The 23,794-nt window shown below is 61.2% G+C and carries 22 protein-coding genes; 14 read left to right on the plus strand and 8 right to left on the minus strand.

Annotated elements, in window-relative coordinates; translation table 11 throughout:
* Positions 1–16: 16 nt before the first annotated feature.
* The 6 genes from AACY25_RS14670 (at position 17) to fdhA (ending at position 7,702) form a co-directional block, all read left to right on the plus strand.
* Positions 17–1,267: a sarcosine oxidase subunit beta family protein gene (locus tag AACY25_RS14670; RefSeq protein ID WP_339525486.1), complete on the plus strand. Its 1,251-nt coding sequence runs from the start codon at positions 17–19 to the stop codon at positions 1,265–1,267.
* Positions 1,268–1,322: 55 nt separating this feature from the next.
* Positions 1,323–1,649: a sarcosine oxidase subunit delta gene (locus AACY25_RS14675; protein ID WP_339525487.1), complete on the plus strand. Its 327-nt coding sequence runs from the start codon at positions 1,323–1,325 to the stop codon at positions 1,647–1,649.
* Positions 1,646–4,663: a sarcosine oxidase subunit alpha gene (locus AACY25_RS14680; RefSeq protein ID WP_339525489.1), complete on the plus strand. Its 3,018-nt coding sequence runs from the start codon at positions 1,646–1,648 to the stop codon at positions 4,661–4,663. Before AACY25_RS14675 ends, AACY25_RS14680 begins: the two co-directional genes overlap by 4 nt.
* Positions 4,656–5,285, plus strand: coding sequence for a sarcosine oxidase subunit gamma (locus AACY25_RS14685; protein ID WP_339525490.1), 630 nt, complete (start codon positions 4,656–4,658; stop codon positions 5,283–5,285). Before AACY25_RS14680 ends, AACY25_RS14685 begins: the two co-directional genes overlap by 8 nt.
* 137 nt (positions 5,286–5,422) lie before the next feature.
* Positions 5,423–6,286, plus strand: coding sequence for a formyltetrahydrofolate deformylase (gene purU / locus AACY25_RS14690; protein WP_339525491.1), 864 nt, complete (start codon positions 5,423–5,425; stop codon positions 6,284–6,286).
* A 216-nt stretch (positions 6,287–6,502) separates the two neighbouring features.
* Positions 6,503–7,702, plus strand: a complete 1,200-nt coding sequence (gene fdhA, locus AACY25_RS14695; protein ID WP_339525493.1) for a formaldehyde dehydrogenase, glutathione-independent — start codon at positions 6,503–6,505, stop codon at positions 7,700–7,702.
* 184 nt (positions 7,703–7,886) lie between these two features.
* Here fdhA and AACY25_RS14700 read toward each other — a convergent pair whose 3' ends face one another.
* Entirely contained in the window at positions 7,887–8,780 is an 894-nt protein-coding gene (locus tag AACY25_RS14700) for an acyltransferase (protein ID WP_339525495.1), read from the minus strand.
* 171 nt (positions 8,781–8,951) lie between these two features.
* On the opposite strand from AACY25_RS14700, the gene AACY25_RS14705 reads away from it, so the two are divergent.
* The 5 genes from AACY25_RS14705 (at position 8,952) to AACY25_RS14725 (ending at position 15,185) form a co-directional block, all read left to right on the plus strand.
* The gene (locus tag AACY25_RS14705; RefSeq protein ID WP_339525497.1) at positions 8,952–10,178 is read left to right on the plus strand and encodes an HD-GYP domain-containing protein; all 1,227 of its coding nucleotides are present in this window, start codon (positions 8,952–8,954) and stop codon (positions 10,176–10,178) included.
* A gap of 1,480 nt (positions 10,179–11,658) precedes the next feature.
* Positions 11,659–12,366 (plus strand): methyl-accepting chemotaxis protein, encoded by a 708-nt coding sequence (locus AACY25_RS21020; protein WP_445261860.1) that lies wholly within the window; start codon positions 11,659–11,661, stop codon positions 12,364–12,366.
* A 116-nt stretch (positions 12,367–12,482) separates the two neighbouring features.
* Positions 12,483–13,169, plus strand: a complete 687-nt coding sequence (gene creB, locus AACY25_RS14715; RefSeq protein ID WP_339525500.1) for a two-component system response regulator CreB — start codon at positions 12,483–12,485, stop codon at positions 13,167–13,169.
* Positions 13,169–14,602, plus strand: a complete 1,434-nt coding sequence (creC, locus tag AACY25_RS14720) for a two-component system sensor histidine kinase CreC (RefSeq protein ID WP_339525502.1) — start codon at positions 13,169–13,171, stop codon at positions 14,600–14,602. Before creB ends, creC begins: the two co-directional genes overlap by 1 nt.
* A gap of 145 nt (positions 14,603–14,747) precedes the next feature.
* Positions 14,748–15,185, plus strand: a complete 438-nt coding sequence (locus AACY25_RS14725; protein WP_275962299.1) for a CBS domain-containing protein — start codon at positions 14,748–14,750, stop codon at positions 15,183–15,185.
* Between the two features lie 15 nt (positions 15,186–15,200).
* Here the strand turns inward: AACY25_RS14725 and AACY25_RS14730 are convergent, their stop codons facing one another.
* A complete protein-coding gene (locus AACY25_RS14730) occupies positions 15,201–15,710 on the minus strand; it encodes a DinB family protein (RefSeq protein ID WP_339525506.1) in 510 nt (169 codons plus the stop codon).
* A 120-nt stretch (positions 15,711–15,830) separates the two neighbouring features.
* Between AACY25_RS14730 and AACY25_RS14735 the strand changes: the two genes are divergently transcribed.
* Complete coding sequence (locus tag AACY25_RS14735) at positions 15,831–15,983, plus strand: DUF3096 domain-containing protein (RefSeq protein WP_339525508.1); 153 nt, start codon at positions 15,831–15,833, stop codon at positions 15,981–15,983.
* A gap of 38 nt (positions 15,984–16,021) precedes the next feature.
* On the opposite strand, the gene AACY25_RS14740 is transcribed toward AACY25_RS14735, so the two are convergent.
* The 6 genes from AACY25_RS14740 to gbpA form a co-directional block, all read right to left on the minus strand.
* Positions 16,022–16,363 (minus strand): DUF2834 domain-containing protein, encoded by a 342-nt coding sequence (locus AACY25_RS14740; protein WP_339525510.1) that lies wholly within the window; start codon positions 16,361–16,363, stop codon positions 16,022–16,024.
* Between the two features lie 21 nt (positions 16,364–16,384).
* A complete protein-coding gene (locus AACY25_RS14745) occupies positions 16,385–17,251 on the minus strand; it encodes an alpha/beta hydrolase (protein ID WP_339525512.1) in 867 nt (288 codons plus the stop codon).
* 71 nt (positions 17,252–17,322) lie between these two features.
* Positions 17,323–17,793, minus strand: coding sequence for an OsmC family protein (locus AACY25_RS14750; RefSeq protein WP_339525513.1), 471 nt, complete (start codon positions 17,791–17,793; stop codon positions 17,323–17,325).
* Positions 17,794–17,825: 32 nt separating this feature from the next.
* Complete coding sequence (locus AACY25_RS14755) at positions 17,826–18,266, minus strand: DUF2628 domain-containing protein (protein ID WP_339525515.1); 441 nt, start codon at positions 18,264–18,266, stop codon at positions 17,826–17,828.
* Positions 18,267–18,432: 166 nt separating this feature from the next.
* Entirely contained in the window at positions 18,433–19,995 is a 1,563-nt protein-coding gene (locus tag AACY25_RS14760) for a S8 family serine peptidase (protein WP_339525517.1), read from the minus strand.
* Positions 19,996–20,383: 388 nt separating this feature from the next.
* Positions 20,384–21,805 (minus strand): N-acetylglucosamine-binding protein GbpA, encoded by a 1,422-nt coding sequence (gbpA, locus tag AACY25_RS14765; RefSeq protein ID WP_339525519.1) that lies wholly within the window; start codon positions 21,803–21,805, stop codon positions 20,384–20,386.
* A 256-nt stretch (positions 21,806–22,061) separates the two neighbouring features.
* Here gbpA and creD point away from each other — a divergent pair, with 256 nt between their 5' ends.
* Both creD and AACY25_RS14775 read left to right on the plus strand, forming a co-directional pair.
* The gene (gene creD, locus AACY25_RS14770) at positions 22,062–23,420 is read left to right on the plus strand and encodes a cell envelope integrity protein CreD (RefSeq protein ID WP_339525521.1); all 1,359 of its coding nucleotides are present in this window, start codon (positions 22,062–22,064) and stop codon (positions 23,418–23,420) included.
* A gap of 58 nt (positions 23,421–23,478) precedes the next feature.
* Positions 23,479–23,793, plus strand: coding sequence for a hypothetical protein (locus tag AACY25_RS14775; RefSeq protein WP_445261857.1), 315 nt, complete (start codon positions 23,479–23,481; stop codon positions 23,791–23,793).
* Position 23,794 lies beyond the last annotated feature (1 nt).

A 23,794-nucleotide genomic window follows, 5' to 3' on the forward strand; every position in this document is an offset into this window, starting at 1 on the left:
GTTTCAGGAGCATCTCATGCAGCGTTATTCCGGCTTCGGCCTGTTCAAGCACTCCTTCAGCCACCATGAAAACTGGCAGCGCATGTGGCGCAACCCCACGCCCAAGCCGGTATACGACGTGATCATCGTCGGCGGCGGCGGTCATGGCCTGGCGACCGCCTATTACCTGGCGAAAGAATTCGGTGTGAAGAACGTCGCGGTGATCGAGAAGGGCTGGCTGGGCGGCGGTAACACCGCGCGCAACACCACCATCGTGCGTTCCAACTACCTGTGGGACGAGTCGGCTCACCTCTATGAGCACGCGATGAAATTGTGGGAGGGCCTGTCCCAGGACCTCAACTACAACGTCATGTTCTCCCAGCGCGGTGTCTTCAACCTCGGCCATACCCTGCAGGACATGCGTGATATTGAGCGCCGCGTCAGCGCCAACCGCCTCAATGGCATCGACGGTGAAGTGCTGAATGCCAAGCAGGTCGAGGAGCTGGTGCCGTATATGGACTGCTCAAAGAACACCCGTTATCCGGTGATGGGTGCTTCCCTGCAGCGTCGCGGTGGCGTCGCCCGTCACGATGCCGTGGCCTGGGGCTATGCCCGCGCCGCCGACGCCCTGGGGGTCGACCTGCTGCAGCAAACCGAGGTGATCGGCTTCCGCAAGGAAAACGGCGTGTGCATCGGTGTGGAAACCAATAAAGGTTTTATCGGCGGCAAGCGCGTCGGCGTGGTCACTGCCGGTAACTCCGGGCATATGGCCAAGCTCGCCGGCTTCCGTCTGCCGCTCGAGTCGCATCCGTTGCAGGCCCTGGTGTCCGAGCCGATCAAGCCGATTATCGACAGCGTGATCATGTCCAACGCGGTACATGGCTATATCAGCCAGTCGGACAAGGGCGACCTGGTCATCGGCGCCGGCATCGACGGCTACAACGGTTATGGCCAGCGCGGTTCCTACCCGACCATCGAGCACACCCTGCAGGCCATCGTCGAGCTGTTTCCGGTGCTCTCGCGGGTGCGGATGAACCGTCAGTGGGGCGGCATCGTCGACACCACGCCGGATGCCTGCCCGATCATCGCCAAGACCCCGGTGCCGAATCTGTTCTTCAACTGCGGTTGGGGCACCGGTGGCTTCAAGGCCACTCCGGGTTCAGGCCATGTGTTTGCCGCCAGCCTGGCCAAGGGCGAGATGCACCCGCTGGCCAAGGCGTTCTCGATTGAGCGCTTCCACAACGGCGCGCTCATCGACGAACACGGCGCGGCTGGGGTCGCACACTGATTTTGGCCCCCTCCGCCGACGGCGGAGGGAGGAAGGTTTTCTGGAGGTACCGATCATGCTGCATATCTTCTGCCCTCACTGCGGCGAACTGCGCTCCGAAGAGGAATATCACGCCGGCGGCCAGGCGCACATTCCGCGCCCGCTGGACCCGAACGCCTGCACCGACGAGGAGTGGGGCGAGTACCTGTTCTTCCGTGACAACCCGCGCGGTATCCACCACGAGCTGTGGATCCACGCGGCGGGCTGCCGTCAGTACTTCAACGTCACCCGTCACACGGTGAGCTACGAAATCCTCGAAACCTACAAGATCGGTGAGCGGCCCAGCGTGACTGAGGCTTCGCTCGCCGCGAAGAAGGCTGTCGACCAAGGAGTAACGGCATGAGCCAGGTCAATCGTCTTTCCCAGGGTGGCCGCATCGACCGCAGCCAGCCGCTGAGCTTCAGCTTTAACGGCCAGACCTTTCAGGGCTTCGCCGGCGATACCCTGGCCGCCGCATTGCTGGCCAATGGCGTCGATGTGGTCGGCCGCAGCTTCAAGTACTCGCGGCCGCGTGGCATCGTCGCCGCTGGTGCCGAGGAACCGAACGCCGTGCTGCAGATCGGCAGCACCGAAGCTGCGCAGATCCCCAACGTGCGTGCTACTCAGCAGGCGCTGTACGCCGGCCTGACCGCCAACAGCGTGAACGGCTGGCCGAACGTCAACACCGACCTGATGGGCATTCTCGGCAAGGTCGGCGGCGGCATGATGCCGCCCGGCTTCTACTACAAGACCTTTATGTACCCGCAGAACCTCTGGCTGACCTACGAAAAGTACATTCGTAAGGCCGCAGGTCTCGGTCGCGCGCCCAAAGAAAACGATCCGGACAGCTACGACTACCTCAATCAGCATTGCGATGTGCTGGTGGTCGGTGCCGGCCCGGCTGGCCTGGCTGCTGCCTTGGCCGCCGGTCGCAGCGGTGCACGGGTGATTCTCGCCGACGAACAGGAAGAGTTCGGTGGCAGCTTGCTCAGCACCCGTGAAACGCTTGACGGTGAGCCGGCTAGCGATTGGGCTGCTAAGGCTATCGCCGAACTGCAGGCTATGCCGGAAGTGACCCTGCTGCCGCGCGCCACGGTGAACGGCTACCACGACCACAACTTCCTCACCATTCATCAGCGCCTGACCGATCACCTCGGTGAAGTCGCGCCCATGGGAATGGTGCGTCAACGCATGCACCGCGTGCGCGCCAAACGTGTAGTGCTGGCCACTGGCGCCCACGAGCGGCCGCTGGTGTACGCCAACAATGACGTGCCGGGCAATATGCTCGCCGATGCGGTGTCCACCTACGTGCGCCGTTATGGCGTGGCACCGGGCAAGCAACTGGTGCTGTCGACCAACAACGACTACGCCTACCGCGTGGTGCTCGACTGGCTCGACGCTGGCCTGCAAGTGGTGGCCGTTGCCGATGTGCGTAGCAACCCGCGCGGCAGCTGGGTGGAAGAAACGCGCAAACGCGGCGTGCGCATCCTCACCGGCAGCGCCGTGGTGGAAGCCGCAGGCAACAAGCGGGTAACCGCTGCCCGCATCTGTGCCATCGATGTGCACAGCCACACCGTCAGCAGCCCCGGCGAAGTACTCGACTGCGACCTGATCGTCAGCTCCGGCGGCTACAGCCCGGTGGTGCACCTGGCTTCGCACCTTGGCGGCCGGCCGACCTGGCGTGAAGACATCCTCGCCTTCGTCCCCGGTGAAGGCTTCCAGAAGCGCCTGTGCGCCGGTGCAGTGAACGGCGTGTTCGGCCTCGGTGATGCCCTGGCCGATGGTTTCGAAGCGGGTGTGTCGGCGGCTGCCGAAGCCGGCTTCAAGGCGGTTAGCGGCAGCCTGCCGCAGGTCGAGAAGCGCATCGAGGAAGCCGCAGTCGCGCTGTTCCAGGTGCCCCACGACAAATCCACGGCGCGCGCGCCGAAGCAGTTCGTCGACCTGCAGAACGACGTCACCGCGGCCGGTATCGAACTGGCCACCCGTGAGGGTTTCGAGTCGGTCGAGCACGTCAAGCGTTACACCGCGCTGGGCTTCGGCACCGACCAGGGCAAACTGGGCAATATCAACGGTCTGGCCATCGCCGCGCGTTCGATGAACATCAGCATCGCGCAGATGGGCACCACCATGTTCCGCCCGAACTACACCCCGGTGACCTTCGGCGCACTCGCCGGTCGCCACTGCGGCGAACTGTTCGAGCCCAAGCGCTACACCGCGATGCAAAAGTGGCACCTGCAGAACGGCGCCGAGTTCGAGGACGTCGGTCAGTGGAAGCGTCCCTGGTACTTCCCCAAGAAGGGCGAAGACCTGCACGCCGCCGTGGCTCGCGAATGCCTGGCCGTGCGTAACGCGGTGGGCATCCTCGATGCCTCGACCCTGGGCAAGATCGACATCCAGGGCCCGGATGCGCGCGAGTTCCTTAACCGCGTGTACACCAATGCCTGGACCAAGCTGGACGTGGGCAAGGCGCGCTACGGCCTGATGTGCAAGGAAGACGGCATGGTCTTCGACGACGGCGTGACCGCATGCCTGGCCGACAACCACTTCCTGATGACCACCACCACCGGCGGTGCCGCACGGGTGATGGAATGGCTGGAGATCTACCACCAGACCGAGTGGCCGGAGCTGAAGGTGTACTTCACCTCGGTCACCGACCACTGGGCGACCATGACCCTGTCCGGGCCCAACAGCCGCAAGCTGCTGGCCGAGGTCACCGACATCGATCTCGATAAAGATGCCTTCCCGTTTATGACTTGGCAGGAAGGCAAGGTCGGCGGCGTACCAGCGCGGGTATTCCGCATCTCCTTTACCGGCGAGCTGAGTTACGAAGTCAACATCCAGGCCGACTACGCCCTGGCCGTGTGGGAGCAGATCATCGAGGCGGGCAAGAAGCACGGCCTGACCCCGTATGGCACCGAGACTATGCACGTGCTGCGGGCCGAGAAGGGTTTCATCATCGTTGGCCAGGACACCGACGGTTCGGTCACCCCGGACGACCTGGGCATGGGCTGGTGCGTCGGTCGCACCAAACCTTTCTCCTGGATTGGCTGGCGCGGTATGAACCGCGAGGACTGCGTGCGCGAGAACCGCAAGCAATTGGTCGGCCTCAAGCCGGTTGACCCGAACAAGGTATTGCCGGAAGGCGCGCAACTGGTCTTCGACCCGAAACAGTCGATTCCGATGACCATGGTCGGTCATGTCACCTCCAGCTACATGAGCGCGGCGATGAACTATTCGTTCGCCATGGCCCTGGTCAAGGGCGGCCTCACGCGTATCGGCGAGCGGGTGTTCGCGCCGCTGGTGGATGGCAGCGTGATCGAAGCCGAAATCGTCAGCCCCGTGTTCTATGACCCGAAAGGGGATCGCCAGAATGTCTAACGTCAATGTCTACCAGCAACGCCCCGACAGTGGCCGTGCCGAGTCGCCGCTGTTCCACGCCGGCCTCGACGAGATGGCCCGTAAGGGCAAGAGCAGCTCCGGGGTGACCCTGCGCGAGAAGAAGCTGCTCGGTCACCTGACCCTGCGCGGCGATGCCGACGATGCCGATTTCGCCGGCGGCGTGCACAAGGCCCTCGGCCTGGAGCTGCCGGTGGCCCTGACCCTGGTGGCCAAGGGCGATACCACGTTGCAATGGATGGGTCCTGACGAGTGGCTGCTGATCGTGCCGAGCGGCACCGAGTTCGAGGTCGAGCGCAAGCTGCGCGAAGCCCTGGATGGTCAGCATATCTCGGTGGTCAACGTCAGCGGTGGTCAGACCATTCTCGAACTGAGCGGCGCCAAGGCCCGCGAAGTGCTGATGAAGTCCACGCCCTACGACGTGCACCCGAGCAATTTCCCGGTCGGCAAGGCCGTCGGCACTGCATTCGCCAAGTCGCAACTGGTGATCCGCCGCACTGGAGACGAGACCTGGGAGCTGCTGGTACGCCGCAGCTTCTCCGACTACATCTGGCTGTGGCTGCAGGATGCCTGCGCCGAATATGGCTTGGCGATCAAAGTCTGAACCGTAGGGTGGACGACGCTCTTTTCGTCCACCGAGAGATCGTCATGGTGGATGGGTGAAGCGTCAGCTATGCGCCCCGATCCACCCTACGCCCGGTCCTCTCCCGGTGGAGAGGGAATCAACATCGGAGCACGCCCATGAGCCGCACCCCCGATACCTGGATACTCACTGCCCATTGCCCGAGCGTGCTCGGCACCGTGGATGCGGTGACGCGCTTTCTGTTCGAGCAGCGCTGCTACGTCACCGAACACCATTCGTTCGATGATCGACTGTCCTCGCGCTTCTTTATCCGCGTCGAATTCCGCCAACCGGAGGGCTTCGACGAGTCCGTGTTCCGCGCTGGCGTGCAGGAGCGTCTGGCGCCCTTCGGCATGCAGGTCGAACTGACTCCGCCGGGTTATCGGGCCAAGGTGGTGCTGATGGTCAGCAAGGCCGACCATTGCCTGAACGACCTGCTCTATCGCCAGCGCATCGGCCATCTGTCCATGGATGTAGTGGCGGTGGTGTCCAATCATCCAGACCTGGAACCGCTGGCCCGCTGGCACGATATTCCCTACTACCACTTCCCCCTAGACCCGGCGGACAAACCGGCGCAGGAGCGCAAGGTGCTGCAGGTGATTGAGGACAGCGGTGCCGAACTGGTGGTGCTCGCCCGCTATATGCAGGTGCTGTCGCCGGAGCTGTGCCGCAAGCTGGATGGCTGGGCGATCAATATCCATCACTCGCTGCTGCCCGGCTTTAAAGGTGCCAAGCCCTATCACCAGGCCTACGAGAAAGGCGTCAAGCTGGTCGGCGCTACGGCCCACTACATCAATAACGACCTCGATGAGGGGCCGATCATTGCCCAGGGTGTGGAGTCTGTGGATCACGCCCATTACCCCGAAGACCTGATCGCCAAGGGCCGTGATATCGAGTGTCAGACCCTGGCCAAGGCCATCGGCTACCACCTCGAACGGCGGGTGTTTCTTAACGCCAGCCGCACGGTGGTGCTGCACGCATAAACCAGGATTCAGAGGCTGTAGGAGCGGCCCATGGCCGCGATCGACCATTGCGGGCGTGAAGTGTCGCGGGCATGGCCCGCTCCTACGACGTCAGATCACGGGTGGAACACCGACTGCCAAACCCTCGGCCACCCGGCAACAAACACAAGCTCCAGTACAAGGCCGCGCGACCGTTGGCTGCGCCTTTGTATTCACAACAAGAAAGGAGAAATACGTATGTCTGGTAATCGTGGCGTCGTCTATCTCGGCGCTGGCAAGGTCGAAGTGCAGAAAATCGACTATCCGAAAATGCAGGACCCGCGCGGTCGCAAGATTGAGCACGGGGTCATCCTGCGCGTGGTATCCACCAATATCTGTGGCTCCGACCAGCACATGGTGCGCGGCCGTACCACGGCGCAAACCGGCCTGGTGCTGGGTCACGAGATCACCGGCGAGGTGATCGAGAAGGGCAGCGACGTCGAGAACCTGAAAATCGGCGACCTGGTTTCGGTGCCGTTCAACGTTGCCTGTGGCCGTTGCCGCAGCTGCAAAGAAATGCACACCGGTGTCTGCCTGTCGGTCAACCCGGCCCGCCCTGGCGGCGCTTACGGCTACGTCGACATGGGCGACTGGACCGGCGGCCAGGCCGAATACGCGATGGTGCCGTACGCCGACTTCAACCTGCTGAAACTGCCGGACCGCGACCGGGCGATGGAAAAAATCCGCGACCTGACCTGCCTCTCCGACATCCTGCCGACCGGCTACCACGGCGCGGTGACTGCCGGTGTAGGCCCGGGCAGCACCGTGTATATCGCTGGCGCTGGTCCAGTCGGTCTGGCCGCTGCTGCCTCGGCGCGTTTGCTGGGCGCTGCGGTAGTCATCGTCGGTGACGTTAATCCGGTGCGTCTGGTGCATGCCAAGGCCCAGGGTTTTGAAATCGCCGACCTGTCCCTGGATATTCCGTTGCATGAACAGATCGCCGCGCTGCTGGGCGAGCCTGAAGTCGATTGCGCGGTGGATGCGGTGGGCTTCGAAGCCCGCGGCCATGGTCACGCCGGCGTGCAGCACGAAGCCCCGGCCACGGTGCTCAACTCGCTGATGGGTGTAGTGCGGGTCGCCGGTAAGATCGGTATCCCCGGCCTGTACGTCACCGATGATCCAGGTGCGGTCGATGCGGCGGCGAAGAAGGGCGCGCTGAGCATCCGCTTCGGCCTCGGCTGGGCCAAGTCGCACAGCTTCCACACCGGCCAGACTCCGGTGATGAAGTACAACCGTGCGCTGATGCAGGCGATCATGTGGGACCGCATCAACATCGCCGAAGTGGTCGGCGTGCAGGTGATCAGCCTGGACGACGCGCCACGCGGTTACGGTGAGTTCGATGCCGGTGTGCCGAAGAAGTTTGTGATCGACCCGCACAAGATGTTTAGCGCGGCTTGATGCAATCGCAGCGCCGCTGATCCCTAGGTTGGGTTAGCGGCGCAATCCAGCAAACCTGCATACGACATCAAAGGTTGGGCGCTGCCTAACCCAACATTGCGCTGTTCTGGCCTACCACGGTTGGTGGGTTACGGCACGCCCGGCCGGCGCGACCATCGATCCGACGCAGTTCCGCGCACCCACCCTACGTCTCAATCTCCCCACGAATCTCGGCAATCCGCGCATCCTTCTCTTCCCACAGTCTTGTCACCCAGCTCTGCACAAACTGGCGGAATACCGGGTCGTTCTCGTAATCGCCCTGCCACAGTGCGGAGTCCAGATCGCAGGTCTGGATATCGACAATCACCTTGTCCACCTGGCCGCTGATCAAATCCCAGAAGCCAGGGATTCGCGTGCCTGGGTAGACCAGGGTCACGTCCAGCACCCTGTCCAGCTGTTCGCCGAGTGCCGCCAGGACAAAGGCCACGCCGCCGGCTTTGGGCTTGAGCAGATACTGATAGGGCGAGCCTTGCTGCGCCTGTTTCGCCGGAGTACAGCGGGTGCCTTCGAGGTAATTGACCACGGTCACCGGCAGGTCCTTGAACTTCTCGCAGGCGCGCTTGGTGATTTCCAGGTCCTGGCCCTTGAGTTGCGGGTTCTTGGCCAGAAACGCCTTGGAATAGCGGCGCATAAAGGGGTAATCCAGCGCCCAGAACGCCAAACCTAGGAAGGGCACCCAGATCAGCTGCTGTTTGAGGAAGAACTTGAAATAGGGTGTCTTGCGGTTGAATGCCTGCACCAGCGCCGGAATATCGACCCACGACTGGTGATTGCTGATCACCAGGTAAGAGGTGCTTGGGCGCAGCTCAGCGTTGCCGCGAATCTCCCAGTGCACCGGCAGCAGTGTGGCGAAGATCAACTTGTTGAGTTCCGCCCAGGTTTCCGCCACCCACATCACCCCGCGCGAGCTGGCGGTTTTCAGCGTTTTGCCGGGCAGGACGAACTTGCCGAGGGCGATCAGCAGCAGCGGGCCGATCAGTATCAGCGTATTGAGCAGCAGCAGAATACTGACGCTAAGGCCGGTCAACAGGCGGCGCATGGCAACTCCTCATGTGCGCGGGAGTGGCAATCATAAGCAGTCGTGCCAGTGCTTCCAAGCCGCCAACCTGCGACTGATGTCTTAATGCTATTACTTCGCCCGCAGCACAACACTGCAGGTAGTTTGATCATCTACGCTTCTGAGAGTGTGGTTCTTATCAGAGTGCAATCCATGTTGAAGTGCATCGCTGTGACCGACGTACGCGTCGGTATGTATATCCACGAGTTCTGTGGTGCATGGATGGACCACCCCTTCTGGAAATCCAAGTTTCTTCTCAAGTCGCAAAAGGATCTGCAGCGGATCCAGGCCAGCAGCATCGGTGAACTGTGGATTGATGTCAGCAAGGGGCTGGATGTCGAAGTCGGCACCGCCAGTGTTAGTGCCGAGGAGGTTGCCGCCGCCGCGGAGGCCGCTCTTTTAGCCGCGGTGCAGAGCCCGCCGGTCAGTCTAGCGGTGTCGATGGAGGATGAGATGCAGCGTGCGGTCAAACTCTGTGAGCGCTCCAAGGATGCAGTGGTCAGCATGTTTGGCGATGCGCGTATGGGCCAGGCGCTGCAGTTCGAGCAGGCCGGCGAGTTGGTCGAAGAGATATCCGATTCGATCATGCGCCACCCCAACGCACTGATCAGCCTGGCGCGGCTGAAAAATGCCGATGAGTACACCTACATGCATTCGGTAGCGGTCTGCGCACTGATGATTGCCCTGGCGCGCAATCTGGGCCTCAACGAGGGCCAGGTGCGCGAGGCCGGGCTGGCCGGGCTGCTGCATGACATCGGCAAGATGGCGATTCCCAATGCGCTTCTAAGTAAGCCAGGCAAGCTCACCGACAGCGAGTACGCCACCGTGCGCGACCACCCTGAAGCTGGATCGCGCATGCTGATTGATAGCAAGCAGGTCAGCGCGTTGGTGCTGGATGTGTGCCTGCATCACCACGAGAAGGTTGATGGCAGCGGCTACCCGCATCGTCTGGCCGGCGAGCAGATCAGCCTGTACGCGCGCATGGGGGCGGTGTGCGACGTGTATGACGCCATCACCTCTGATCGACCGTACAAGCAGGGTTGGGACCCGGCTGAGTCGATCCGCAAGATGGCCGAATGGAAAGGTCATTTTGATCCGGTGGTGTTCCAGGCCTTTGTCAAAACCGTAGGCATTTATCCGGTGGGTTCGCTGGTGCGTCTGGAGAGCGGGCGCATTGGTGTGGTGATGGAGCAGCAGGCCAAGTCCTTGCTCGCGCCCAGGGTCAAGGTGTTTTTCTCGGCCAAATCAAACATTCCAATCCCGCAGGAGGTCCTCGATCTGAGCAAGTTGGTCGGGCGTGACAAGATCGTCGGTCGCGAGTCCGCTGAGGTATGGGGCTTTCGTAATGTAGATGAGCTTTGGAGTGGTCTCTCCAGCTAGGCTTCAGCGCGCGGTCCAGGACCAAGCCGTAGCCTGGTCTCTCATCTATGCTCACTGCATATCGCTATTGCGGGCGGCGCTGCTGGGCGCGCTTCTTGCTTGAAGTTTTGCTTTAGCGCGCCCCCGAAGTTGGTGCGCTCAACAGGTTGAGGTGTGTATGACTGGAGTACTCAAACCGGGTGTGCGGCTGCTGGAGCGTTTTAGCTTCGCGCGCAAGTTTCAGCTGGTGTTTGTTTTGTTCGCTTTGCCGCTGGGCTTTTCTTTGTGGGTGATCGGCAGCAATTATCTCGACCGGCTTACTGCAATCGACAATGAACTGGAGGGCATCAGTGCCTTGCAGGGCATGGCCGACGTGCAGCAGGAGTTGATTGAGCAGCGCACCTTGCTATCGCGCTGGAAGGGCACTGAGAAAGCTGCAGAAGCGCTGTTGCGTGACCACGCCAGCGGTCTTGAACCTGCCCTGCAGGCGCTGGAGCCGCCGCTTAAATCCCGGTTGTTCAGTGATCAGGCGCGTCAGCATTTGCAGAATCTCAGTGCCGGGCAGGCTGAACTGAGTGTCGATGTACTGGGTAAGTTGGCGCTGCCCGATGCCCTTGAACGTTACCAAAAGAACCTACTGGGCCTGCTCGCCCTGCGCGAACAGGCGGCCACCGACAGCGGCCTGATCCTCGATCCACAGCTCGACACCTACCTGATGATGGAGCAGCTGACCTACACCCTGCCGCGCCTGCTCGAACAGCTGGGCAGCTTTGCCAGCCAGGGCTATGGCGCGGTGGTGTCGCAGCATTTCACTTTGCAGAGCCGGGTGTTGATCCGCGATCTGCGCCGCAGTCTGGATGAGTCGCGCAGCCAGCTGCTCAAGGCCCAGGCCACTCTCAAGTTAGAGGCGCCGCGTGCTATGCGTCAGCTGCAAGGGCCTTACGATGAGGCACTGCAGGGTTACGAAGCCTTCCTGTCGGGCATCGATCGCGACATGTTCGACGCCAGCCCGATGGCCTTGACCCCAGAGCAGTTCGTGCAGCGTAGCGATGCTTTACAGGGGCAATTGCTTGGTTTGCAGGCGGCGTTGTACCAGCAGTTTGTCGCCAGCCTCGGCGAGTACCGGCAGAATGCACTGGCCGCGATGATCGAAGTGATTGGCGTGTTCAGCCTGCTGACCCTGCTGGCGCTGTATGTACTGTTCTGCCTTAACGCTTCGATCCGTCGCAGCACCTCCGGGATCATCCTGGCCGCCGAAGGCCTGCGCGATGGTGATCTGCGCGTGCGTATGCAGGTGCATGGTGAGGACGATCTGGCGAGTATCGCCATGGCACTGAATACCGCGGTTGGTCAGCTGCGCGATTCCATGCAGGGGGTCAATCAGCAGAGCCAGCAGTTGGGCGGCACTGTGCAGATGCTCAATGGTGAGGCGCGAAATGCTCTGGCGTCGGTGGAGCAGCAGCAGGCGCAGATGAGCCAGATTGCCGCTGCCGCCACCGAAATGGCGGCCACCGCACAAAGTGTGGCGCAGAGTTGTGAGCAGGCGGCGGTAGAGGCCAATCAGACCCGTGAGATTGCCAGCCAGAGCAATCAGCGCAGCAACCGTACCAGCCAGAGCATGCGTCAGCTCAGTGGTCGTTTAGGCGAGAGTGCGGCCACCTTGCAACAGCTACGCGAGCAAACTGAACAGATCACCCGGGTGGTGGATGTGATCAAGGGTATTGCCGAGCAGACCAACCTGCTGGCGCTCAACGCGGCCATTGAAGCAGCGCGCGCCGGCGAACAAGGGCGTGGTTTTGCTGTGGTTGCTGACGAGGTTCGCTCGCTGTCACAACGCACGCAAAACTCCACGGCAGAGATTGCTGACACCGTAGCCAATTTGCACCGTGTAGTTGGCCAGTCCGTCACGCAGATGGAAGACGCCGTGCGCCAGGCTGAAGGTGATGTTGGCAGCGTGCTAGCCATGAGTGAAGATCTGGACGCCATTGTCGACTCGGTGCAACTGGTCACCGACCGCCTGGCGCAGATCGCCACAGCCGCCGAGCAACAAGCGGCTACCGCCGATGAAGTCAGCGGCAATATCCAGCAGGTTGATCAGGCTGCCAGCGCCCTGCTTGAAGGTGCGCAGGCAGTGAGCAACGCCGCCGAACAGCTGCGTCAGGGCAGTCAGGTGCTGGCGCAGAACACCTCACGCTTTAAGCTTGATTAAGGCCAGGTCGGCGTAGGGTGGACAATGCGCAGCTTGTCCACCTGCTTCGCCCGATCTTGACGCTATCGGCTGCCTGCCGCAGGCTCCTCGCCGAGTTGCCCACGAGCAGGACGCCCATGCCGCATATTCTGATTGTCGAAGACGAAGCCGCCATCGCCGACACCCTGATCTTCGCCCTGCAGAGCGAAGGCTTTAGCACCACCTGGCTAAGCCTGGCCGAGTCGGCACTGGCCGAGCAGCAGCGCAATCCGGCTGATTTGTTGATTCTCGATGTGGGTCTGCCGGATATCAGCGGCTTCGAGGCCTGCAAGCGTTTGCGGCGTTTCTCCGAGGTGCCGGTGATTTTCCTGACGGCGCGCAGCGAGGAAATCGACCGCGTGGTGGGCCTGGAGATCGGCGCAGATGATTATGTGGTCAAACCCTTTAGCCCACGGGAAGTGGCAGCGCGGGTCAAGGCCATTCTCAAACGTATAGCGCCGCGTGAAGTACGTGCCGCCAGCTCTGCCAGCGCTCCGTTTCAGCTGGATCTCGAGCGGGTGCAGATCCACTACCACGGTCAGCTACTCAGCCTTACCCGTCACGAATTCCGTTTGCTGCAAAGCCTGCTGGCCCAGCCCGAGCGGGTGTTCTCCCGCGAGCAGTTGCTTGACGGCCTGGGCGTTGCCGCTGATGTCGGTTACGAGCGCACTATCGACAGCCATATCAAAAGCCTGCGCGCCAAGCTGCGTCAGGTGGCCGCTGCGGCTGAGCCGATCCAGACTCATCGCGGCCTGGGTTATAGCTATTCACCGAGACACGCCTGATGCCGCTGGGGATACGCATCTTCCTGGTGTACTTCCTGTTTGTCGGCCTGGCCGGCTGGTTTGTGCTGAGCACGGTGATGGACGAAGTCCGCCCTGGCGTGCGCCAGTCCACCGAGGAAACCCTGGTGGATACCGCCAACCTGCTGGCGGAAATCCTGCGTGATGAGGTCAAGGCCGGGCGCCTGCAACAGAGCCGCCTGCCAGCCTTGTTGCAAGCCTACGGCCAGCGCCAACCGCAGGCGCAGATCTGGGGCGTGGAGAAGACTCAGGTCAACCACCGCATCTATGTAACCGACGCCCAGGGCATCGTCCTGCTCGACTCCAGCGGCGCGGCGGTGGGCCAGGATTATTCGCGTTGGAACGATGTGCTGCGCACTCTGCGCGGCGAGTACGGCGCGCGCTCGACCAAGGAAGACCCGAACGACCCCGATTCCTCGGTGATGTACGTGGCTGCACCGATCATGGACGGCGCGCAGATTATCGGCGTGGTCTCGGTGGCCAAGCCCAATCGCACCTTGCAGCCTTATATCGAACGTTCAGAGCAACGCCTGGCCTGGCTTGGCGGTGGCTTGATCGTGCTGGGCCTGTTGATCGGCGCGCTGCTGTCCTGGTGGCTCAGCGCCGCGCTGCGCAAGCTCACTCGTTACGCCCAGGCGGTCAGCGCCGGGCAACGTGCCGAATTACCCAGTGTGCGCGGCGGTGAGCTGGCGCAACTGGCCGAGGCCATCGAACGCATGCGCACGGAGCTGGAAGGCAAGGCCTATGTTGAGCGCTACGTACACACCCTGACCCACGAGCTGAAAAGCCCGCTGGCGGCGATTCGCGGTGCGGCGGAACTGCTCGACGGCGAGATGCCCGCAGCGCAACGCCAGCGTTTTGTTGCCAATATCGAGCAGGAAAGCGCGCGCATGCAGCAGCTGATCGAACGTCTGCTGCACCTGGCTCAGGTCGAGCAGCGTCAGGGCCTGGAAGAGCAGGTGGCGGTGCCGTTGCAGGCGCTGGTCGACTCTCTGTTGCAGGCGCAGATGGCGCGCATTGAAGCGGGCGGCCTGCAGGTTGAAAACCATATTGGCGCTGAGTTAAGCGCGCGCGGCGAGGCCTTTTTGCTACGTCAGGCGCTGGCTAATCTGCTGGATAACGCCTTGGATTTCACCCCGCCCGGTGGGCTGATCCGCTTTAACGCCGAGATTCGTAACGCTCAGATCGAGCTGCGTCTGTTCAATCAGGGCGAGGCGATTCCCGATTACGCCCTGGCGCGTCTGAGCGAGCGCTTCTATTCCTTGCCGCGCCCCTGCAGCGGTCGCAAGAGCACCGGTTTGGGGCTGAATTTTGTCGAGGAAGTGATGCAGCTACACGGTGGTGCATTACACATCGGTAATGTCGACGGCGGTGTAGAGGCGCGGCTGACACTGCCGCTATTTCAGAGCAACTGACACGTTGCTTGGCACCGACCTTGCTGGCCTGCAATGGTTGCGCTGAGCCCGCGCAGATGCTCTGATCGGGTCACCGGGTTGGCCCGCAACGGCCGCCTCGCGCACTATCCTCAATGCCAATAAGAAACAGAGCAGGAGCCGCTGCATGAAAACAGTTGCCGAGATCCTTCGCGCCAAGCCCCAAGCCGCCGTGTACAGCGTCACGCCTAGTACTTCGGTGCTGGATGCCATCAAGCTGATGGCCGAGAAAGGTATTGGTGCACTGGTGGTGCTGGATGACAAAGGCCGCCTGGCCGGCATCGTCAGCGAACGTGACTATGCGCGCAAAGTGGCGCTGCTGGAGCGCTCCGCATTCAGTGCGATGATCAGCGAAATTATGACCGCAGATGTCCTGACCGTTGGCCTGCGCGACACCTCGCAGCATTGCATGCAACTGATGACCGACCGCCATCTGCGCCACCTACCCGTATTGGCCGAAGGCGAATTGATCGGCCTGCTGTCGATTGGTGACCTGGTCAAGCACACCATCGCCGAACAGGCCAGCCTGATCCAGCAGCTGGAACAGTACATTCGCGGCGAGTAAAACCGCGTGGTGCCGTTAGCTCGCTTCGCGGCGCTGCGGCTGGTTCTGATGCAGAAAGCGCGTGTAGATATCCCTGGGCGGTGCCAGCTGAACTTGCGCCATGATTCGGCCGACGGCGCCACGGTGGTAACCGCCGTGGGTGACGATATGCGCGAGCATTTCCTCGCGGCTCATGCAGCCGGTATCACCATCGACGAAAGTGAAGTGCAGGCGCTCGGCCAGCTGCTCGGCGCTTAGCGTCGCGACATAATCCAGATACCAGCGATCAGTCTTCTGTACCGCCTGATGCAGCTCATTCAGCGTGGGCGTTTCCGGGGTATTGGTGGCGTTGTAGTCGTGATGGATGCCCTGCAGGTTGGCGACAAAGATCCGCTCGACCACGTGGATGTGGTTGAGGATGCGCAGAGCTGCATGCAATTCGCTGTGCTGGGTAAGCGGGTCGAGTCGCTGCAATTCAGCAAAGAGTTCTTGGTTGGCCCAGGCTTTGTATTGCAGTAATGAGGTTAACAAGCTGGCGTTGTTCACAGGCGGCCTCCATCGCGGGTTGTTTGTCTGGCAGTTGCTGGACTGTTCTGTGGGCAACCGTACTGTCCGGTTTGAGCGTTGCGCGCATACTGATGCTTCAAACCCCAGGAGATGTTCATCATGACCCTTGCCCTTACCCCACTGATTTCGCTGATCGCCGGTATCCTGATTCTGCTGATCCCGCGGTTGCTGAACTATATCGTGGCGATTTATCTGATCGTGATTGGTCTGGTAGGTATTTTCGGTACCGGCAATTTCAATCTGAATTTTTAGCGGTGTGCAGCCCCAGCGTTGCGGGGCTGCTGCGTTTATCAGGCTGTTGTTGTGGCATCGTCCTGCCGCTCACGGCTGTTTGTATCCATGGCTTTGAGCACCAGATACAGCAGCGGCCCGACCGAGACAAACAGCGCAGTCAGGGCAAGGAACGGCAGCAGGTAGGTCAGCGACTTGCCCCGCGCGCGGCTGTCGCGGTACATCCAGATGCAGGCCAGGGCCGCGAGAATATACAGGTCGATCACCACCTGGGCGGTGTCGGCGCTGGACATCAACTGCATGCCAAATTGCAGCAGCGATTGCTCCGCATGCAGCATCACGTACAGGGTGTAGGCGCTGAACGCCAGTAGGGTGATCAGGGGCAGTGCGAGCTTTTTCATGGTGCCGTCCTTGGGTTGCTGTTAGCCGAGGGGTGTAGGTTCTAGGGCGTCAGCGCTTGGCCGCCCGGTTTGCTGAGTGTTTCGCTGCACCGCCGCCATTACCGCTTCAGCGTTCTCCAGCAGGCAGGAATAGTGCGCATGTTCGGTGCAACGGATCACGGCGTTGGCATTGCGCAGATGCTCCTGCAGGTAACTCGACATGGCTATGGGTGCCCAGTTATCTGCGTCGCCATGCCACAGGGTTACCGCCGCCGTGACCTTATCCAGCTGCATAGCCCAGGGTTCGACGTAGAGTTTTACGTCGCGCATATAGCTGCTAGTCCCATGTTTGAAGCAGTCGCGTTGAATGTCCGCCAACCATTTCCGGGTGTTGGCATGATGCAGGAGTTCTGGGTCTTTACCGCCTGCACCAGTGAAGAGCAGCTTCAGCAGCAGGTTTGGGCTGAACTTCGCCAGCAGCGCCTGATACCAGGCAAAGGCCCGGAATAGCCTTGGATAGTGCTGCGCCCAGAGGAAGGTATAACGCCCCGCGCCCATGCCGACGCTATTGCTGGGAATTTCCAATGGCGCGGCGGCGGAGAGCAGGTACACCTCAGCCACCCGTTCACCCAACAGCGCGGCGACACGTAATGCCAGGCAGGCGCCGATGGAAAAACCGAGCAGGCGAATCGGTTGGCTCCCCGCGCTATCACTGATCTGTTGCGCCAGTTGTTGCAGGTAAGTCGCGTTGTCGAGTTCTTCCGGCAGATTGCGTTCCACCACCAGCAGCTTGATGCTGTGGGCCGAGGCGGCCTGATGCAGCATTGCCGCCTCAACCGCTGCACCCGGCACGCCATGGAAGTAAAACAGTGGCTGCCCATCGGGGCAGCCGTATGCAGTTGGGTTCACGCTTCTTCTCCCGCCATCAGCCGTTATGGTTAAGACGCATCGTGTTGTCGTCTCGATGTGGCCCTTGCGGGTTATTCAGTAAAGCGCGGTTCGCAGCGCACTTCGGACTTCACCGAGTTGGCGATAAAGCACTCCTCGTGGGCCTGGTGGTGCATCTGCTCGATCTGTTCGCGGCTGGGCATGCGTTCGCCAGAAAAGCTGACCGCGGGGCGCAGGGTGACCTGGGCGATAAACAGCTTGCCTGCAGCATTTGCCTGCATCAGCCCGCTGGCATTGTCGCGGTAGTCATCGACGCAGAAGCGGCGCTTGGCGGCAATGGAGAGAAACCACAGCATATGGCAGCTGGCGAGTGAGGCAATAAAGGCCTCCTCGGGATCGACGGCGCTTGCATCCGACATCGGCAGCGGCACCACATGGGGTGAGGATGAGCCGGCAATCTCCAGGCCGCCATCAAAGCGCAGCAGATGCTTGCGGCTATAACGGTTGCCGAGAAAGTCCTGCTCACCGCGTTGCCAAATTACTTCGGCGACATATTCCGTCACGGTCATTCTCCTGATGCAGTTGGGTTAGGTGCTTACCACCAGCCGTTATCGTTCAACAGTATCTTCTTGTAGTAATCGATATTGGCGCGTGCGGCGAATACCGCTCCCACGCCATAGCCCAGGGCGTTGGCGATTTTGCTGTAGCCGAGATAGTCCAGGCCGATGCCGAGAATGATCACTACCACTGCGCAGACGAGAAACAGCGCCAGACCCTTTTTCCACATGCCCTTGATGGCGTAGTAGATCGGCCCGAAGAAGAACGCCAGAAAGTTGAAGTTGAAGGCCTTTCGCCGCTCCTCGGCGGGTAGCTCCTTGAACTTGGGCATCTTGATGCCGCCGGCATGATGGATAGCGCTAAAGCGCTGCTTCCATTTATCCGAGATGGGTAGGGCTGCGATCTGCTCGTCAGTCACCAGTGACTCTGCGTCGGCAACGCTGGCTTGAGGGGTGGCGTAGGGGTTGTGCGGAAGCATGGCCGTTTATCCTTAATTGGCGTTCGGCGCACGCTACGCATTTCTGTAAAAACTGTCCATTTGTGCCCTGGCGGTTTGCGTTCTTGCGCGATTATTTCTGCGCGGCTGGGTTATCTCTCTGTCGATGGAAGGCCCCGGGCAGTTAACTGTCTCGGGGCCGGGCGAATTACTCGTAGCGCCAGTACAGGGTTACACCGGAAAAGCTGGAATAGCCGCGTACACCGATATGCCAGGTGCCGGCTGCAGGATTCTCCTGGGTGCAGGTTTCCTGATTGCCATCGAGGTAGGGTCGGCAGGTCCATTGGCTGGCGGTGGGTTGGCTGCCCAGGCGGGTGTAAAGGTCGGCATCACCGCTACCGCCACTGATTCGCACAGTCAGACGTTGGGCGCCGCTTGGTACGACCACGTTGTAACGCACCCAGGCGTCCCGTGCGCCGGAGAGGTTGGGGTAGGTCTGTTCTTCGCCATTGCCACCGCTGCTGGCATCGCAGCCGCGCTGGGCGATCAGATCGCTGGCCCGTTTGGCCTTGACGATACCGTAGCCGTAGTAAGGATCGCGGCCAGCAGCGCCACGGTCTTCTGCGGTGTTGTTGACCACCTTGCGAATCTGCGCGGGGGTGCACTGACGGTGTTGACTCCATACCAGAGCATAGACCGCTGAAACATGCGGTGTGGCCATGGAGGTGCCGTTGTAGCTCGCATAGGTGTTGCCGGGCAGGGTGGAGCGCACGCCAACCCCGGGAGCGGCGACTTCGACCTGATTGTTGTATTGCGAGAACGAGGCGCGATTACCGCTGCTGTCGACCGCTGCAACCGATACCACCGAGTCGTAGGAGGCCGGGTAGGACAGCGTACCGTTGCCACTGTTGCCGGCCGCCGCGACGACCAGCACACCATTCTGGTAGGCCGCGTCCATGGCATTGCGCTCAGTCACGGATGAGCCGCCGCCGCCCAGACTCATACTGATCACCGTTGAGCCCGCCGCGCGGCATTGCTGGATGGCCATCACCAGATCAGAGCCATAGGCCCAGCTGCCGCTGTTGTTGAACACCTTGACGATATGCAGGCCCAGATTGCCAGAGGGGCTGACGCCGACCACTCCCAGGTCGTTGCCACCCAGCGCTGTGATGGTGCCGGCAACGTGGGTGCCGTGGCCATCGCCATCCTCGTACCAATTGCCGCTATCGACGCTGCCGTAGCCGTCATTGCCGGTGATGCCGGCCGAGGGCAAATCCTGATGACCGAGGTCATAGCCGGAGTCGACGATGCACACCTTCATATTGGAAATCGCGTTATCCGGCAGCAGGTCGGCCTGCACCATGGGAATGCCGTAGGGCACTTGTTCGGCCATCAAGTAGCGGCGCGGGTCAAGTTCAACATACTCGACTGCCGGGTCGGCCTGCAGCTGCTTGAGCTGCGTAGGCGTCAGGTGCGCCACGCTGGCGGCCTGGCTGTCCAAGTGCATCAGCGGTTGCACCTGTGCCTGGCTAAGCAGGCGCTGAGCCGCGCGGCGTTCGAACTGGCCAGCGCTCAGGGGTTGCGGCTGATTGGTTTGCCCCATCGGCGAGGGCGTCAGCTCCTTGTATTTGATGATGTAGCGTGGCGCCTGCTGATCATCGTCAGCAATCTGCATCTGAGCCGCGAAGCTGGGTTTTTCGTCGGCCTGGGCGTAGGCCCAGCCTGCGCCGATTAGCAGCAGTAAGGCAGTGGTGCGTTGGAGTCTTTGCATGGTTATCTCCTGATTGTTTGCCGCGTAGTGCAGCTGCCAGAACCCTAGGAGACTGTGCCGAAAAGCCAAGGCCGCTCGTCGTTTTTTGCGAGAAAATATTTAATTAAATCAAGTATTTATGTCAATAGAGGGCTGCCCCTTTAGCTAGGTGAAAGGGGTATGAAGCGCTGCCGCTGGGTGCTTGTCCTTAGGCCGCCACGCAGGCTTTAGGGAGCAAGTGGTGATGTGTGCAGCGCTGGCAGTTAAGGGTTATGCGTCAGGGCCTGGGCATACCTGGGGCTCCGTAAAAGGCATACGCCAAGGCGCAGTACATTCACTTGGGTTGTACCTGTTTCAGGGGATAAGGAGGCCGCGCCGACCATAAAGCTTCGTGGGCGCGGCGCTTAGCTCAGTCGGCTATCCAGGCGTCTTGCCAATGGCTGCCGATGCCGGGCTCGAACTGGGTCGAGGCGGCGGACCATTGCGTGCAATAGCCGCTCTGAGGAAAGGGACGGCACTGATACAGCTGTCCCGTCTTGGGTTGCAGCACCCGCGTGCCGGCCGTGTAACTGCGCAGGCCATCCGGGAAGCTGAAGTCGTAGTTGGCGCTGCCGTCGTCTGCGACAAACATCATGTCGAAGGTCTTCTGCAACAGCTGTTCACTGCCTGCCACCTTGGCGCTGACCACCAACTGATGATGGCCGGGCGCTGGGCTGTCGACGTCGATGCTCAAGGGCTGGCTGCCGTTGGCCAGCTCGGTTGTGGCAAAGCCTTTGGCATTGCCGCCATGGTCGTAGACGTAGCTGCTGATCTGCAGTGCGCCTACGGCGGTGACGTTGAAATCGAGGCGCAGCTGGCCGTTACGGATGCGATAGCTGGGCTGCAAACCATCGACTAGCAGCTCGTGGTCCGGTGCGGTGGCCTTGTCGATCTGCACTTCGATGCGCTGGATGCCACTGTCGGCGCGGGCAAACAGGCTGTTCTGGCCGTACACCGGCTGGATCACGCCGTCGTTGCCGCGCTGGCCGGCCTTGAGCTGGCTCTGTTGCTGGTTGATGCGGTTGGCCAGCAGGTAGGTCCACTGGTTGCGCTGGCCCTGCTCGCTGGTTTCGATCTGCAGCCGCGTCTGCAAGTCACTGCGCTCGCCGCTGGCATCGAAGACCCGGGTCATCGCCTGATCGCCCACACGCAGATCCACGGAGGGGTAGAGCATGCCCTTGGCTTGCCAGGCCGATTGGTCAGGCGGGGTGGTGACATCACCGAACATCACGTCCATCACGTTGTAGAAACTCATCGGTGTATCACCGACTTCCCAGACCCCGAGGATCACCTGGTAGCCCTCGCGCGGCGGTACATCGCAGGTGTGGGTGACCTCCTGTGGCGGCTGTTGCATACCGCCATCAACCACGCAGAACGGTACCAGCTCAAACGCGGCACGGTTTAACGGCTGATTGGCCAGCCAATCGGGGCGGGTGATGTAGTAGCGCCAGTTGCGCGTGACATGGTTGGCGGTAAAGCGCCAGGTGAAATTCGTCGGCCCTGCAGTGACTGGGCGTTTGGCCCAGCGGCTGACGGTCTGTTCATTGAGGGGGGCGAATTGCGCGAGGCCGGCGCTGGCGATCTGGCCGTCGGCGGGGCCGCTTTGCGGAAAGCCCGAGTAACCTTCCAGGCTTTGCGGTTCCCATTGCACGGCACCGCATTGGCTGTTTTCACCGAGCTTGCACAGATAGCCACGTGCTTCAGGTTGTTTGATATAGCCGTGGGCGAATACGTTGCCGCTACCGAGCATTAATAGTGCGCTGGCCGCGCAAATCCATTGGCGCTTATGCATGACAGTCCCTTTTCAGATTGGATAAATCTTGGTCAAGCCGCTTACCGGTCGCCTTGTGGGCAACAAGTGAGTTAGCACTCTAGTGCAGAAAACTCTGGCTTCCAGTGGAATTGACGAACGGTCGCGCCGCTCTGAGTGCTCAATCACGGGTGCTTACTGTGGATTGGTCTCCACACACTCTCCATCTGCCCTCCATAAAGTCACCACCTACGCCGCCCAGACTCTGCCTACCTAAACCGTATCGGAGAGTTGCACCATGAACCGCATTCTGGGTTTCAAGCTGGGCGCTATTGCCTTGCTGATTTTGTTATTGCTGGTCCCGCTGTCGATGATCGGCGGACTGGTGAGCGAACGGCAGTATCAGCGCGCCGAGGTGCTGCAGGACATCGCGCGCAGTTCCAGCTACCGCCAGCAGCTCACCGGGCCGATTCTGGTGATGCCGTACACCAAGGTATGGCACCAATGGAAAACCCACGCTAAGACCGGTGAGCGTTATATGGAGGAGCAACGCAGCCGCGGGCGTTTGTACTTCCTGCCGGAGCGTTTTGTGCTCAATGGCCAGGTCAGTACTGAGGAACGTGCACGCGGCATCTACAAGGCGCTGCTGTACCGCAGCGACAACCAGATCAGTGGTGCCTTCAAGCTGCCGGCGCGTCTGGGATTGGGTGATGATCTGGGCCTGTATCAGTTCGACCGGCCGTTTCTCTCGGTCGGTATCAGCGATATCCGCGGAATCAGCAATGACCTGCAGCTGCGCTTCAACGGCAGCAACCTGAGCTTTGCCCCCGGCAGCGCCGAGGAGCGTTTCGGTGCCGGCGTGCATGCGCCGCTGCCGGTGTTGGATAGCCAGGGCGGGCAAACTCTGGAGTTTGCCTTTGACCTGAAACTGCAAGGCACCGAGCAGTTGAGCATCACTCCGGTGGGGCGTGACAGCCGTGTTGAGCTGACGTCCACCTGGCCGCATCCAAGTTTTGTCGGTGAATACCTGCCGAGCAGTCGTGATGTGTCTGACAAGGGCTTTAAGGCGCAGTGGCAGACCAGCTTCTTCGCCACCAATCTGGAGGAGGCGCTGGCTGATTGTGTGCGGGGCGATAGCTGCAATGCGCTGACGGCACGCAACTTCGGTGTGAGCTTTGTCGACCCGGTGGACCAGTACCTAAAGACCGAGCGTGCGATCAAATATGCGCTGCTGTTTATCGGTCTGACCTTCGCCGTGTTCTTCCTCTTTGAGGTGCTCAAACGCATGGCCGTGCATCCGGTGCAATACGCCCTGGTGGGCATGTCGCTGGCGCTGTTCTACCTGTTGCTGCTGTCGCTGTCCGAGCATCTGAGCTTTGCCCTGGCCTATGGCATTGCGGCTACCGCCTGTGTGCTGCTGATTGGTTTCTACGTCAGTTATGTGCTGCACAGCGCGCTACGTGGCGCGGGTTTTGGCACCCTGCTGGCGCTGCTCTACGGCATGTTGTTCGGCCTGCTCGGGGCCGAGGATTACGCCCTACTGATGGGCTCGGTGCTGGTGTTCGGCGTGCTCGCCGGGGTGATGGTGCTGACCCGCAAACTCGACTGGTACGGCGTCGGCCGCCTGCCACTGGCCAGTCCAGCCAGCGACCTTTGACCAATAGCGGCGCAGGCCTCGTCTGCGCCGCTTTTTTACCTGTGTGGGAGTGAGCGTGATGCGTCTACTTATGCGGTTGTTTGTACGATGGGCAGCCTGTTTCGCCTTAGGGTTGGCAGTGGCTTTTATGGTGCTGCTGGGTCTGATGTTCTGCGGCCAATTTGACCTGATCAAGGGCCTGCAGCTGACCGGTCAACCTTTGGCGCAGATGAGCCTGGTGCTGTTGCCGGATGCATTCTGGGAGGGTTTGACCGGCCTTGCCAATGCGTCACAGAACAGCTCAGTGCAGTCCTTTCTGAGCCTGTGCACGGCGCTCGGCCAGGTTGGCCTGCTACTGGGGTTTGGCTTCTTTCGCCTGTGGTATGCGCGATGAG

The organism is Pseudomonas sp. EA_35y_Pfl2_R111 (assembly GCF_963970955.1).
GTDB lineage: Bacteria > Pseudomonadota > Gammaproteobacteria > Pseudomonadales > Pseudomonadaceae > Aquipseudomonas.

Excerpts from the sequence above, each read along its gene's own strand:
- creC (WP_339525502.1), top strand. The coding sequence starts at position 13,169 with ATGCCGCTGGGGATACGCATCTTCCTGGTGTACTTCCTGTTTGTCGGC.
- AACY25_RS14675 (WP_339525487.1), top strand. The coding sequence starts at position 1,323 with ATGCTGCATATCTTCTGCCCTCACTGCGGCGAACTGCGCTCCGAAGAG.
- AACY25_RS14725 (WP_275962299.1), top strand. The coding sequence starts at position 14,748 with ATGAAAACAGTTGCCGAGATCCTTCGCGCCAAGCCCCAAGCCGCCGTG.
- AACY25_RS14740 (WP_339525510.1), bottom strand. The coding sequence starts at position 16,363 with ATGAAAAAGCTCGCACTGCCCCTGATCACCCTACTGGCGTTCAGCGCC.
- AACY25_RS14685 (WP_339525490.1), top strand. The coding sequence starts at position 4,656 with ATGTCTAACGTCAATGTCTACCAGCAACGCCCCGACAGTGGCCGTGCC.
- AACY25_RS14700 (WP_339525495.1), bottom strand. The coding sequence starts at position 8,780 with ATGCGCCGCCTGTTGACCGGCCTTAGCGTCAGTATTCTGCTGCTGCTC.
- AACY25_RS14775 (WP_445261857.1), top strand. The coding sequence starts at position 23,479 with ATGCGTCTACTTATGCGGTTGTTTGTACGATGGGCAGCCTGTTTCGCC.
- AACY25_RS21020 (WP_445261860.1), top strand. The coding sequence starts at position 11,659 with ATGGCGGCCACCGCACAAAGTGTGGCGCAGAGTTGTGAGCAGGCGGCG.
- AACY25_RS14735 (WP_339525508.1), top strand. The coding sequence starts at position 15,831 with ATGACCCTTGCCCTTACCCCACTGATTTCGCTGATCGCCGGTATCCTG.
- purU (WP_339525491.1), top strand. The coding sequence starts at position 5,423 with ATGAGCCGCACCCCCGATACCTGGATACTCACTGCCCATTGCCCGAGC.
- creD (WP_339525521.1), top strand. The coding sequence starts at position 22,062 with ATGAACCGCATTCTGGGTTTCAAGCTGGGCGCTATTGCCTTGCTGATT.
- AACY25_RS14705 (WP_339525497.1), top strand. The coding sequence starts at position 8,952 with ATGTTGAAGTGCATCGCTGTGACCGACGTACGCGTCGGTATGTATATC.
- AACY25_RS14670 (WP_339525486.1), top strand. The coding sequence starts at position 17 with ATGCAGCGTTATTCCGGCTTCGGCCTGTTCAAGCACTCCTTCAGCCAC.
- gbpA (WP_339525519.1), bottom strand. The coding sequence starts at position 21,805 with ATGCATAAGCGCCAATGGATTTGCGCGGCCAGCGCACTATTAATGCTC.
- fdhA (WP_339525493.1), top strand. The coding sequence starts at position 6,503 with ATGTCTGGTAATCGTGGCGTCGTCTATCTCGGCGCTGGCAAGGTCGAA.
- creB (WP_339525500.1), top strand. The coding sequence starts at position 12,483 with ATGCCGCATATTCTGATTGTCGAAGACGAAGCCGCCATCGCCGACACC.
- AACY25_RS14680 (WP_339525489.1), top strand. The coding sequence starts at position 1,646 with ATGAGCCAGGTCAATCGTCTTTCCCAGGGTGGCCGCATCGACCGCAGC.
- AACY25_RS14760 (WP_339525517.1), bottom strand. The coding sequence starts at position 19,995 with ATGCAAAGACTCCAACGCACCACTGCCTTACTGCTGCTAATCGGCGCA.
- AACY25_RS14755 (WP_339525515.1), bottom strand. The coding sequence starts at position 18,266 with ATGCTTCCGCACAACCCCTACGCCACCCCTCAAGCCAGCGTTGCCGAC.